The 12,555-nt window shown below is 65.2% G+C and carries 10 protein-coding genes; 5 read left to right on the plus strand and 5 right to left on the minus strand.

Going from position 1 to position 12,555, the window contains the following annotated elements; translation table 11 throughout:
- Nucleotides 1–4: 4 nt before the first annotated feature.
- The 3 genes from pfkA to QZ408_RS10460 all read right to left on the minus strand — a co-directional run bounded on the left by pfkA (nt 5) and on the right by QZ408_RS10460 (nt 2,852).
- Nucleotides 5–976, minus strand: coding sequence for a 6-phosphofructokinase (gene pfkA, locus QZ408_RS10450; RefSeq protein WP_292491376.1), 972 nt, complete (start codon nt 974–976; stop codon nt 5–7).
- Nucleotides 973–2,184 carry a phosphoglycerate kinase gene (locus QZ408_RS10455; RefSeq protein ID WP_292491378.1) on the minus strand — a complete coding sequence of 404 codons (1,212 nt, stop codon included), beginning with the start codon at nt 2,182–2,184 and terminating at the stop codon, nt 973–975. Before QZ408_RS10455 ends, pfkA begins: the two co-directional genes overlap by 4 nt.
- A gap of 278 nt (nt 2,185–2,462) precedes the next feature.
- Nucleotides 2,463–2,852, minus strand: coding sequence for a PRC-barrel domain-containing protein (locus QZ408_RS10460; RefSeq protein WP_292491380.1), 390 nt, complete (start codon nt 2,850–2,852; stop codon nt 2,463–2,465).
- Nucleotides 2,853–3,365: 513 nt separating this feature from the next.
- Between QZ408_RS10460 and QZ408_RS10465 the strand changes: the two genes are divergently transcribed.
- Complete coding sequence (locus QZ408_RS10465) at nt 3,366–4,475, plus strand: TIGR04013 family B12-binding domain/radical SAM domain-containing protein (protein WP_292491549.1); 1,110 nt, start codon at nt 3,366–3,368, stop codon at nt 4,473–4,475.
- Between the two features lie 3 nt (nt 4,476–4,478).
- Complete coding sequence (locus tag QZ408_RS10470) at nt 4,479–5,120, plus strand: metallophosphoesterase (protein WP_292491382.1); 642 nt, start codon at nt 4,479–4,481, stop codon at nt 5,118–5,120.
- On the opposite strand, the gene cyaB is transcribed toward QZ408_RS10470, so the two are convergent.
- Entirely contained in the window at nt 5,107–5,637 is a 531-nt protein-coding gene (gene cyaB, locus QZ408_RS10475) for a class IV adenylate cyclase (RefSeq protein WP_292491384.1), read from the minus strand. The two genes, QZ408_RS10470 and cyaB, sit on opposite strands and share 14 nt — an antisense overlap.
- Before the next feature lie 42 nt (nt 5,638–5,679).
- Complete coding sequence (locus QZ408_RS10480) at nt 5,680–7,170, minus strand: ATP-binding protein (protein ID WP_292491386.1); 1,491 nt, start codon at nt 7,168–7,170, stop codon at nt 5,680–5,682.
- A gap of 491 nt (nt 7,171–7,661) precedes the next feature.
- On the opposite strand from QZ408_RS10480, the gene QZ408_RS10485 reads away from it, so the two are divergent.
- The 3 genes from QZ408_RS10485 (at nt 7,662) to QZ408_RS10495 (ending at nt 12,460) form a co-directional block, all read left to right on the plus strand.
- Nucleotides 7,662–8,387 (plus strand): peptidylprolyl isomerase, encoded by a 726-nt coding sequence (locus QZ408_RS10485; RefSeq protein ID WP_292491388.1) that lies wholly within the window; start codon nt 7,662–7,664, stop codon nt 8,385–8,387.
- Nucleotides 8,388–9,539: 1,152 nt separating this feature from the next.
- Nucleotides 9,540–11,438 (plus strand): ribosome rescue protein RqcH, encoded by a 1,899-nt coding sequence (gene rqcH, locus QZ408_RS10490; protein WP_292491390.1) that lies wholly within the window; start codon nt 9,540–9,542, stop codon nt 11,436–11,438.
- Nucleotides 11,435–12,460, plus strand: a complete 1,026-nt coding sequence (locus QZ408_RS10495) for an mRNA surveillance protein pelota (protein ID WP_292491392.1) — start codon at nt 11,435–11,437, stop codon at nt 12,458–12,460. The genes rqcH and QZ408_RS10495 overlap by 4 nt, the downstream gene beginning before the upstream one ends.
- Nucleotides 12,461–12,555 lie beyond the last annotated feature (95 nt).

Raw genomic sequence — 12,555 nt, forward strand, 5'->3', positions numbered from 1 at the left:
CACCCTATTCGGAGAGGATAGTGAAGATCCGCCGCAGGTTCTCGTTGAGCGGTTTCTTCTTCTGCCATGTTTCCCCGAGCGGCGTACACATGAGGGCGCCCCCGACCTCTCCTACCATGCACCCGCTCCGCCCCTCGAGCAGCGCCTCGACGGCGGCGACGCCGAGGGCACTCCCGAGCACCCGGTCGCGGAGCGTCGGCGGCCCGCCCCGCTGGAGGTGGCCGAGAACGACGACCCGGGAGTCGAGATCCAGGTGTTCTCTGACCTCCCGGGCTATCTGGAAGGAGATGCCCGGGGTCTCCGCCTCCGCGACCACCACGATCGCGCTCTTCTTCCCGATGGTGAACCCGTTCTGTATGCGCTCGCTCATCCGGGCGATCGAGACCTCTTCTTCCGGTATGACCAGCTCCTCGGCGCCGCCGGCGATACCGCTTTCGAGCGCCAGAAAGCCGGCCGTCCGCCCCATCACCTCGAGGAAGAAGAGGCGCTCGTGGGACCGGGCCGTGTCGCGGATGCGGTCGATCGCCTCAACCGCGCAGTTTGCAGCCGTATCGAACCCGATGCAGTAGTCGGTCCCGTAGACGTCGTTGTCGATGCTCCCCGGCACCCCTACGAGCGGCGCTGTATCCGCGTCGGCGGCAAGCAGGCTTGCGCCGTGGAACGTTCCGTCGCCGCCGATCAGGACCACGCCGTCAAGCCCCATCCGCTCGATGGCCGCCGCTGCCCGGAGCCTTCCTTCCTTCGTGTAGAAATCGGGGTTCCGGGAGGTCTCGAGGATGGTGCCGCCCAGGTGGATGGTGTTCCGGATCGCCGCCCGGTCGAGCGGCACCGCGTCGGCGGCAATGAGCCCGGTGTACCCCCGGCGTATCCCGGCGACGGCAAGGTTGTTTGCAAGCGCCGTGCGCACCGCTGCCCGGATGCAGGCGTTCATACCCGGAGCATCGCCGCCGCTTGTCAGGATGCCGATCCGCTTCATGGCTCACCCGCGTCTTCGAGCGCTTCCACGCCCGGGAGCGGCTTTCCTGCGAGCATGGTGAGCGCGGCCCCGCCACCCGTCGAGACATGGGTCATCCTGTCGGCAAACCCGAACCGTGTCACTGCATCCGCGGTCGAACCGCCGCCGACGACGGTGGTGCCGTGAAGGTTGGCGAGGGTCGCGGCAATCCGGCGCGTTCCTTCCGCAAACTCGGGGACCTCAAAGACTCCCATCGGCCCGTTCCAGACGACGGTTCGGCAGTCTCCCAGTTCCCGGCAGAACTCGCTCGTCGTCCCGGGCCCGATGTCGGCGATGAACTGGTCGTCCGGTATCTCTGCAACGGGCACAACCCGGGCCGGGGTGCCGGCCTCAAGCCTCTCTGCGACGATGACGTCCCGGGGCAGGAGGAGGCGGACGCCGAGTTCCGCGGCCTTCGCAGAGAGCCGCCGGACGTCGTCCAGGCGGTCGGTCTCGACGTGCGACCTGCCCGTCCCGTACCCGCGGCTCGCAAGGAACGTCGCCGCCATGCCGCCCCCGATGAGGAGGAGGTCCACCCTCGGTATGATGTTCTCGAGGACGCCCAGTTTGTCGCTCACCTTGGCCCCGCCGATGACGGCGGCAAACGGCCGTTCGGGGTTTTCCAGGATGCGCGTGAAAGCGTCCACCTCTTTTGCGAGCAGGAGCCCGGCCACCGCCGGCAGGTGCTCCGGGACGCCTACGATCGACGCATGGGCCCGGTGGGAGGCCCCGAAGGCGTCGTTGACGTAGATGTCCGCGAGGGCGGCGAGTTCCTCTGCGAAGGCCGGGTCGTCCGCCCTCTCTTCGGGGTGGAACCGGAGGTTCTCGAGGAGGACGATATCCCCGTCTCTCATCCCGGCTACTGCGCTCTCCACTTCGGGGCCGATGCAGTCCTGGAGCGCGGCGACCGGCCGGTCGAGGAGCACGGAGAGCCGGTTCGCCACGAGGGCGAGACGTAGATGCTCAACGACCACGCCCTGTGGCCGGTCCAGGTGGGAGCAGAGGATGACCCGTGCGTCCCGCTCGCTGAGGTAGCGTATCGTCGGCAGGCTGGCCCGGATGCGGGTATCATCCTCAATGGCGCCGTCTTCGTCGAGCGGTACGTTGAAATCGGCACGGACGAGCACCCGTTTCCCCGTCACGCCGATATCCCGGACGGTCTTCTTCCGTTCTGGTATTACCTTCTGCATACCGGCACACCCCCGAGACGCCGGAGAGCGGCCGGGCGGCTCCGCCTCCCGGTCCGGCTTTTGGCCGCTCCCCGCAGAATCACGGTGTTTCATTGCATGCGTGCGTTGGCATATATAGTGTTCTCCCCCCGGATCCATGTCCGTTGCCGGGCTGGTATTCACGACGGTCGGCGGGCAAAAGCGGCACCGGGGGTATCGCGGGTCATGGACCCCAAAAATGCCGGCCGTCGCGGGCCCGGCTCTGTGCACGGGCCCGGGGCCGGGTTGTTCCGGCAGGCTCACCGCCCGGAGCGGCGCTCCCAGTAGGGGGTGTACCCGTAGTGGCTGTACATGCCGGTGAGCCACTCGCGCTCGGCGGTCGTCGGCCAGTTGTCCTTATCAAAGCCCGGCGCGTTCTCCAGCCGCTCTTTGGGCACGTCGAGGACGAAGTAGTTGTCGGCCGCGTTGTACTGGAGCGCCGCCCAGGGGATGGCGAAGAGCTTGTCGCCGAGCCCCATGAAGCCGCCGAACGAGAGGGCGGCGTAGGCGATGCAGCCTTCGTTGATGTCGATCATGACGTCCTTGATGCTCCCGAGGTCTTCACCCTGTGGGTTCCTGACCGACCGATCCGCAATATCCTTTCCCCGTACAATCTTTCGTGTCTCCACCTGCGTGGCAGTTCCTCTCATAGGCGTCTCATCTCCTGGATTGTGGAACACGCTCTGTCCCACGGCAAGGGGGTCAATACAGGTCGTGCAGTATTTAATTATTGTGACAATATATCAAGTCCTGCATAAAAACGAGTGCCGGTGCTCTACGGCAAATACCGCCTCATCGGCCAGCCCATTGGGCACCCTGCTGTGCCCCTCCATTCGCCGTCCGGCCCCTTCTTGCAGGCGCGCTCCACCCCGGCCCGGGCGACCTTGTGGGCAACCTCTTCGCGCGACACTTCCGGGTTTCGCTGTTTCCCCGGGCGTCGTCGGCCGTTTCACGGCAGGCTTCCCGCCCGTGCCCCGGTATCTCACCGGTAGGGGCAGATCTTCGTTTCGCCCGTACTCCGGGATCGCACTGCGCCGGCCCTGACCGCCAGGGCTGCCTCTCCATGGAAAGATCCGGGGAGTCGTCACTTTAATCGCATGCCCGGAGAGAGTAAAGATACGCATGCCGTGCAGGTACCCTGCATGGTCCGGGACCCCACAGGTATGAACGTCCACTGGCGGTACATCGCTTCGGCAAACAACTCCTTCGCCGTGCTTGCTGCAGCGTGCGAAGCGCATGGATACAGCCTTGAGGCAGCGGAGGGCCCCCGTCCCGACGTCACCTGCTACAGTTTAAACTCCATCAACGAGCGGCTCTATCGCGATGAGATCGCGGGGGCGGACTGCATAACCGTTGTCGGGGGGCCCCACGCCTCCGCCTGCTACCGTGAGGTGGCGCAGTATGCCGATTACGTCGTCGTCGGGGAGGGCGAGTACACCCTCCCGGCGCTTCTATCCGCCATCGAGGAGGGGCGGGACCCGCCTCCCGGCGTCGCGACCGCCGCCGGCTACACGCCGGCCCGCCATACCGTCCTCCTCGACGGCTATCCTCCCTTCTCGGCGGTGAAAGGGTTCATCGAGATCACCCGGGGATGCCCGTTCTCCTGCGGCTACTGCCAGACGCCCCGCCTCTTCGGGCGGTGCATGCGCCACCGCTCCATCGACGAGATCAGCCGGTATGCCGCACAGTTCCGGGACATCCGGTTCGTCACCCCGAATGCGTTCGCCTACGGGTCGAACGGGGTCCATCTCCGGCTCGACCGGGTGGAGCGGCTCCTCCGGAGCCTCGACGGCCGGATTTACCTCGGCACCTTCCCCGGCGAGGTGCGCCCCGAGTGCATATCGCAGCAGTCCCTCGACCTCGTCCTCGATCTTTGCGCGAACACGCGCCTGCACTTCGGGGCCCAGTCGGGGAGCGACCGTGTGCTCCGCCTCCTGCGCCGGGGGCACACCGTAGAGGACGTCGTCCGCGCCGTCGATCTCTGCCGGGAGAACGGGCTCGTTCCGGTCGTTGATTTCATCTTCGGGCTGCCGTTCGAGAGCGACGACGACCAGCGCGCAACCCTCGATCTGGTGCGGATGGTCACCCGGGCGGGGAAGGCGCACATCCATTATTTCATGCCGCTGCCCGGAACTCCGCTCAAGCAGAGCCGGCCACGCCCGCTTCTCCCGGAAACAGAAAAAATTCTTGGCAAACTGGCGCTCGGCGGCAGGATAACCGGCTCATGGATGGATCATGAGATAAGGTTTTTTAGACACACTCCTCATCTATAGTGCATGACGGATGTGCTACTCTTAGCAGATCTGCACGGTAACTACGGAAAGCTTGACGCTTTTCTCGGCTACGACTACGATGCAGTCATCATTGCAGGCGACATCACCAACTTCGGTCCACTTGAGCCTGTAGATTCGGTACTCTCCCGTTTCGAAGTACCCTGTTTCGCAATCCCTGGCAACTGCGACCCCCGCGAGATCATCGACGTGCTCGAACGCTCAGATGCGGTCTGTCTGCACGATTCCTGGATCGCGCTTGGCAAGATAACGCTTGCAGGTCTTGGGGGTTCAAACAAGACCCCCTTCGGCACGCCGTTCGAGCTGACTGAAGAAGAGATCGATGGCGAACTCACCCGGATCGTCAAACACATGGACAGGAACATCCACAACGTCCTGCTCAGCCACGCCCCGCCATATGAAGCGCTGGACTCTGTCGGCGAGAACCATGTGGGGAGCCGGAGCATCAGGAAGCACATGACCCGGTTCGACCTGGTCTGCTGTGCTCATATCCACGAGGCACGGGGCATCACCGAGGTCGACGGCGTCACCGTCGTCAATCCTGGACCCGCCTCGGAGGGCTGTGGGGCTCTCATCCACTTCGGGAAGGAGCCAAAAGATATTGATATCGACCTTATCTCTGTTTAGATAACAGCATCTCAAGATACGAGGTGTAGATCGGTGGACCATCTACACCCAACCCTTTTGCGATAGCCCCGATCCGCCGGGCGGCGTCTTCCTGTCCGTCTTCTGTCAGGATCTCGATCTCGACAAATGATCCAAGACCTTCGACGTCGTCGAGGGTCACCGTCACAGGCCCTATCTCGTAGAACTCCCGGGTCTTCGAGACACCTGCGGCCCGCTGGAACCCGAGGCGAGAGAGGATCGCCTCAAGGGTATCGCCCGAGGCGACCGCGAGGTTGAACTCCTCGCGGGCCTTTGCGCTCCCGACCCGGACCTTCGGGCCCTTATAGGTCACGGTGGCCCCGGCGTCGTCGTACCTGACCCTCAATGCCTCGTCGGTCTTCGCGAAATCGCGGTGGGGTGCGTTGTAGTAGACGTCGTGCTCCTGCTGCTTTCTCGCCATCTGCACTCCCTGCCGGTTGAGCCGGGCCCTGATCTCTCCCGGGTCCCTGATCGCAAACTTTGCTTCTACTTCGAGCATGCCGGTCGCCGTAGATCGTCTCGTCCCGGTGATGATAAACCCTCACTGCGCGGGCTCGACCGAACCGGCGACCTTCTGCCGGATGAGGTCTCCCTGCCTGCGTGCGGCGGCGAGGAGGGCGTCGTCTCCGAGGTGCTCCGCAGAGGCGATCGCCCGCTCGGTCAGTACGAGTGCCGTATCGTAGTCTTCACGGTGGTAGAACCGGAGCCCCAGCTCCAGGTTCAGGTCCGCTGCCTTCCCGTACTCCTGCGCGTGAAAGAAGTGGCAGGCAAGCGAGAGGAGGACGTGCAGCCTGCCGGGGAGACGGTGCATGGTGCGTTCGAAACAGTCCGCCGCACGGGCGTTGAGCGCTATCCGTGCATCGTTCGAGAGTTCGCGTCTGCAGTGTTCCTGCAGGAGAGGGTGAGCGAAGGCGTACCCGGTGCCGGGGAGTCTCCGGAATATGCCGCTCTCCTGCATCCGGTCCGCCGCCAGCATAACATCCGTCCCCTTGAGTTTCAGCATGCAGGCGACGACCGGCACCGGGAATGGGGGGTTTAGGGCGCAGAGTTCCTCCGCCAGGGCTTTCCCTGGGCCTGAGAGCGTGGTGAAGGCGAGCGCTGCCGGTCCCCCGGCTCCGGCGAGCACGTCCGCCATGTTTCCGGCGGAGGGTGCGAGCCCCCGGCAGCGCAGGGCGTTGAAGCAGGCCATGAGGCTGAACGGGTCGCTGCAGGTTGTTTCGAGGAGGGCGGCGGCCGCATCGTCGACGGCGAGACGAAACCGCCTCTCCCCGAGTTCCCGGATCTCATCCCTCCGCATCCCCGGGAGTTGCACTTCGGGATATCCGGAATCCCGGATCTCCTGCAGTGTCGCGGGCCCGGGGCAGGCCGCACCCTCCGTCCGGCAGGTGAAGGCGAGAAGGATGCCGGGCGGGAGGTCGTGCACGGTGTCCCGGAGGAGCCGGCGGTCAAGGTTTGAGGCGAGGTGGACGTCATCGAGCAGGATTGCCGCGATGCGGCCGGCCCCGGTCATCTCTCTCCCGAGCTCCCGGAGGAGTTCCCCGAACGCCTGGCGCACCCGGTCGTATCCGACCTCCGGCGACCGGGCGAAGACGCCGATGATCTCCTCCCCGGTCTTCGGGAGCAGGCCGACCGGTTCCACCGGTGCGGCATACTTCTCGAGCACATCACCGGCGTACCGGATTGCCTCCCGCATGCCTTCACCCCCGATCCTGCCGGGCGCGGTCTGTTTGCGCAGGTCTCCCACCAGTTCCCGGAACGCTGAAAAGATCATCCCGGGGAGGTCAAAGACCTCCGCCCTGAGGACGGGGGACGGCAACCCGCCGGGGCATTCCCGGACCTCACGGGCGAGCCAGGATAAGAGAGAACTCTTTCCGATGCCGGGCGGGCCAGAGATCATCACCGCCTGCCCGTGCTCCCCTGTCCGGGAGATGACGGCCGCGAGCCGCTCGCGCTCCTCCTCCCTGCCGCAGAACTCCTCCGGGGGAGAGGGGGCATACGAGACCACCTCTGCCTGCTGCTGCACCGTATCCATGATCCTGCCGGTCACGATCGGGCCGGGTATACTTGAACGTTTGGGCGCAGTACTTCGCTAACGTTCCGAGGAAGCCTCTCTGGAGGTCAAACCACTGACTTCCCTTCGCGGCTTCGCGCTCTTCGCGTGAGGCTCTATCTCTATCCGCACCCGCTACCTCTCGCGTTGCCGCGGAAGTTCGCGAAGTCCAGTGTCCGAGTGCTGCAACTCCGCGTTACGGCGTCGTGCGAGACCACATCGTTTGATGCCAGGTGCCAAAATGAGCGAAGTACTGGGGCGGGGGCGGTTCCTGCCGGAACTATGGCTATAGGTCGGTTTCCTGCACCCGCCGCCCTTCTGCAGGAGCCCCTGTCCCCCGGGGCGCCCGGTAAATACTATAAATACCATTCCATCCAAATGAATTAAAGCAACGAGAAGCAGGCGTGCGGCGGGCCGGTACGGAAGATGTACCGGTAACCGGACCGTAATCTGCGATTTTTCAGGTGAATGGCATGGCACTTCAGGAAGGAGATTTTATCAGGCTCAGATACACCGGCCGCGCCGGTGAGAATATCTTCGATACCACAGATGAGGAGAATGCAAAGGAAGAGGGGATCTACAACCCGCGGGCGGAGTACGGTCCGGTCACCGTCCGCCTGGGGAGCCACCACGTCATCATCGGCCTTGAGGAAGCGCTGATCGGTAATGAGGTCGGCGCCGAGGGAGAGATCGACGTCCCGCCCGAGAAGGCGTTCGGGGCCCACGAGGAGGAGCACGTGAGGTCCGTCCCGACCGGGCAGTTCCGCGAGAAACCGAAGCGCGGGATGCGGATCGAGGTTGAGGGCCGCGAGGGGGTCGTCGTTGACGTCATCGGGCGGCGTGCGGTCGTCGACTTCAACCACCCGCTTGCCGGGAAGACCCTGAACTACTCCTACGCGATCCTCGAGATGGTCGAGGACCGGGTGGAACAGATCAAGGGCCTGATCAAGCTCTACTCAGGCCGGACCGACATCGGGATCAGCATCGCCGACGGGACGGTTGAACTCGCGCTCCCCGCGGCAATTGCATACGACCGGCGCTGGATGGTCTGGCGGGGCACCCTCGTCCGCGAGTTATTTGAATACTACCCCGATATCACGGACGTCGTCATGAAGGAGACGTTCCCGCGCCCGGCAAAGCCGGAGAAAGCGCCCGAGGCCCCTGCGGCTGAGGAAGAGACGGAAGAGACTGAGGAGTAATCTTCCCTTTCTTACTTTTGCTTTCGTATGAAAATGCCCCCCCTTTTTCATCCGGTATGCCTGTGGCCCTGTGGGCATCATGTGGTTTTTTGAAGGATATGTTCCGGTGACCGGGCCCGAGGTTTGCGGGCCACGGGGTGTCTTTGCCCGGCCTGAGTCCCCGGGGAGTTTGGGCGCTTGAGGTTGCCGATCACCGCTATCGTACCCCATTCATCACTCTTGCAGCGACGCCCAATTACCGGCACTCTCAACGGAGGAGAGGATCGATCTTTTTCGCACTGCCGGGGAGCTTGCATCCCCGGGCACGGCTCCCTACCGGCTATCGCCATGTACTTGCCCCCCGCCCTACCGGGGACAGGCTGGGTGGGGGCTGGGGGGGCTGGGTGGGGGCTTCAGGGAGGAACGTAAAGGATTGCCCACCTGCGGGGAGGGGACCTCCCCGGTCCCCTCCCCGTGGCGATAGCCACCACGGTCCACTGCACGGGGAGATCCCGGAGAAGAACCGGATACGGCTTCCCACTGGATATCGCCATGACTGCCCCGCCCCCACCCGGGGGCGGGGGAGGAGCGCGAAGCGCGGGCGGGTGGGGGTTGCCGGAGAACGGCGTTATGGATGTCCCCTACAGGGAGGCCAGCGGGCGGGGTGGGGGTTGCCGGAGAACGGCGTTATGGATGTCCCCTACAGGGAGGCCAGCGGGCGGGGTGGGGGTGCCGGAGAGGAACTTTTGGGTGACATTTTGTCCGGAGAGGGGGAAACCTCCTCCCCGGTCCCCTCCCCCAATGGCAATATCCACCACGGTCCAGCGTACCGGGACAAGCCTGGAAGAACCGGGTCCTGGCTAACTCCCGAACCTCATCTGCCCTTTCCGGGAACCAACGTCAGCACCGCCTCCTGGCACGGTTTCTCACCGGATACCGCCACGCACTGTCCCCGCTCCTACCGGAGGCCGGGGCGGAGGGGTGGGGGTTGCCGGAGAGCGGCGTTATGAGTATCCCACTCCGGGGAGGCCGGGCGGGGCGCCCCCCGGGTACCGGGCCGGACGATCCCTTTCCTTCCTCCCGGCACCGGGCGAATGCCGGCTCTCTCCCAAAAACCCGGCGCCGCCGGCAGTACTCTTCTTTAGGTACCGGGCCGAATGTATTCTGGAATCAATGGCAACATTACAGGGAATGAGCGGGGTCGATATCCGGGCGCTGGTGGCGGAGGCCGCCGTCCGTCTCCCGCTCTGGGTCGGCAAGATCTACCAGTTCGACGCGAAGACCCTCGGTATCAGGCTGAACGGGGAGGACCGGGCAAAATACCAGTTGCTCGTCGAGACCGGAAGGCGCGCCCACTTCACCGCCGAGTTCCCCGTACCCCCGAAGAACCCGCCGAGTTTTGCGATGCTGCTCCGCAAGCACCTCGAGGGCGGGAAAGTGCTCGGGATCCGCCAGCCCGGGATCGAGCGCACCGTCTGCATCGATGTCGGGAAGAGGGATACGGTCTACCACCTCATCTTCGAGCTCTTCGATGAGGGGAACGCGGTCCTCTGCGACGAAGGATATACGATCATCAAGCCCCTCTGGCACCACCGGTTCAAGACCCGGGAGGTGGTCCCGGGCGCGGTCTACGCCTTCGACGGGACCGACTGCTCGGCTCTCTCTCCTGACGAGTTCCGGACGATGCTTGATGGGTCCGACCGCGACATCGTCCGGACGCTCGCCGTCGGGTGCATGCTCGGCGGCGCGTATGCCGAAGAGGTCTGCCGGACGGCTGGCGTCGAGAAGAGCGCCGCCGCCGCGGAGGTTGATGCGGCGGCGGTTCGCGAAGCCTTTGACCGCCTGATGGCCGACGTCGTGAGGAGCCGGGACCCGGTCATAACGCCGTCCGGGTGCTGGCCGGTGGTGCTTGCGGGCGAGGAGGTCCGCGAGCGGTTCGCAACGTTCAGCGAGGCCCTGGATGCGTTCTACCCGAAGGCGGCGGGCGCGAAAGAGGAGGCCGCCGCCGAGAAACCCCGCCTCTCCCAGGACGAGGTGATCCGCCGGCGCCAGGCGGAGGCGATCAAGGGGTTTGAGAAGAAGATCGAGCGGTACGAACGGGTCGTGGAGGTGCTCTACGAGAACTACGCTCCCGTCACCGGGATCATAACGACACTCGACGCAGCGAGCAAAAGCCGCTCGTGGCAGGAGATCGAGCAGATCCTCAAAGGAAACCGCGAGAATGCGTCGGCAAAGATGATCCGCGCGGTCCATCCTGCCGAGGCGGCGGTGGAGCTCGACCTTGCCGGGGAGCGGGTAAAAGTCTACGTCCACGAGACGATCGAGCAGAACATCGGCCGCTACTACGACCAGATCAAGAAGTTCAAGAAGAAGAAGACGGGCGCGCTCGCGGCCATGGAGCGGACGGTCCCGGAAAAGCCCCGGCAAAAGCAGAACCTCGCCCTCCAGAAGAAGCGGTGGTATCACCGGTTCCGCTGGTTCACCACCACCGACGGCGTCCTCGTCATCGGCGGCCGGGACGCCTCCCAGAACGAGGACCTCGTCAAGAAGTATATGGAGGGCAAAGACCTCTTCGTCCACGCCGACGTCCACGGCGGGAGCGTCGTCATCGTGAAGGGCGCAACCGTTCACCTGGACGAGGTCGTGCAGTTCGCCGCGTCCTACTCGAACGCCTGGAAGGTCGGGCACTTCACGGCGGACGTCTACGCCGCCCGGCCCGACCAGGTGAGCAAGACACCCGAGTCCGGCGAGTATGTCGCAAGAGGCGCGTTCATCGTCCGGGGAGAGCGGCAGTACTTCAGGAACGTCCCCCTCGGGGTGGCGATCGGTCTTGCGACGGCGCCCGAGGTCGCCGTCATCGGCGGCCCGCCCCGGGCCGTCGCCGGGCGCGCAGACGTGCGGGTGGAACTCCGGCCCGGCCAGTTCGAACAGAATGACATCGCAAGGAAGGTTGTCCGGGCGCTCAGGGAGAAACTCCCGGAGGACGAGTGGAAAGGGCTCAAGAACGCCTTAAACACCGAGGCGGTCGCCGCGTTCGTCCCGCCGGGAGGCTCCGAGATCGTAGAACCATGAAGGCTGAAGTGCGGGAACTGAAGAAACGGTTCGGGGAGATACGCCTCTTTCCGGAGACGCTCGACGACCTCTGGCACCTCTCCCACCTGGTCGGTCCGGGCGACCTCGTCTTTGCGACGACATTCCGGAGCGTGGAGGCGGCGACCGACAAGCTCCGCCCGGAGAAGACCGAGAAGCGGCCGGTCCGGCTCGGGATCCGGGTCGAGAAGGTGGAGTTCCACCAGCACTCAAACCGCCTCCGGATCGCCGGCGTCATCGAGAGCGGGGTGGACGTCGCCTCGCACCACACCTTAAACGTCGAGGCGGGGTTCGAGATATCGGTCATCAAACTCTGGCGGGCGGTCGACTGCGAGCGACTCCGGCGGGCCGTCGATGCCTCCGCATACGGCGTCGTCCACGTCGCGAGCGTCGAGGAGGGGGAGGCGCAGGTCTACCGCCTGCGCCAGTTCGGCCCGGAGTGGGTGACGACCGTCACGGCCGGGAGCAGCAAGGGCGCGGACGCCGGCACCCGTTCGGTCCTCTACGAGAAGACGCTTGAGGCGCTCGCCGCGGTCACGGGCCCCCTGGTCGTCGCGGGGCCGGGGTTCGTGAAAGATGAGTTTGCAGACTACGTGAGAGCCCGTGCGCCCGACCTTGCAGGACGGATGCTCGTCGTCGAGACGCGGCGTATCGGGCGGGGGGCCGTGCAGGAGGTGATCGGGCAGGGGATCCTTGAACGGCTGCTCGGCGACCTCCACCTTGCCCGGGAGGTCAGGCTGATGGACGAAGTCCTGCTCCGGATCGCGACCGACGGCGCTGTCGCCTACGGCATCGACGAGGTCCGGAAAGCGATTGCCTACGGCGCGGCGGAGACGGTCCTGGTCTCCGACACCCTGCTCCGGGATGAAGAGGCAGCGAGGGTCATCGAGCGGGCCGAGCACGTCAACGCATCGGTCGTGGTGCTGAGCACCGAGTTCGAGCCCGGCGAGCGCCTGGCGGCCCTCGGGGGCGCTGCGGCGCTCCTGCGGTACAGGCTCGAGTGAGACCGGGCGCACCCCGCGCCCCTCTGCATGTCGTCAACTCACGCAGAGGTTCGCGTTGCCCTGGTGGGGCGGCGTTGTTGCGACCGGATGCCGCT

Source organism: Methanoculleus sp. 10, from assembly GCF_913757945.1.
Taxonomy (GTDB): Archaea; Halobacteriota; Methanomicrobia; order Methanomicrobiales; family Methanoculleaceae; genus Methanoculleus.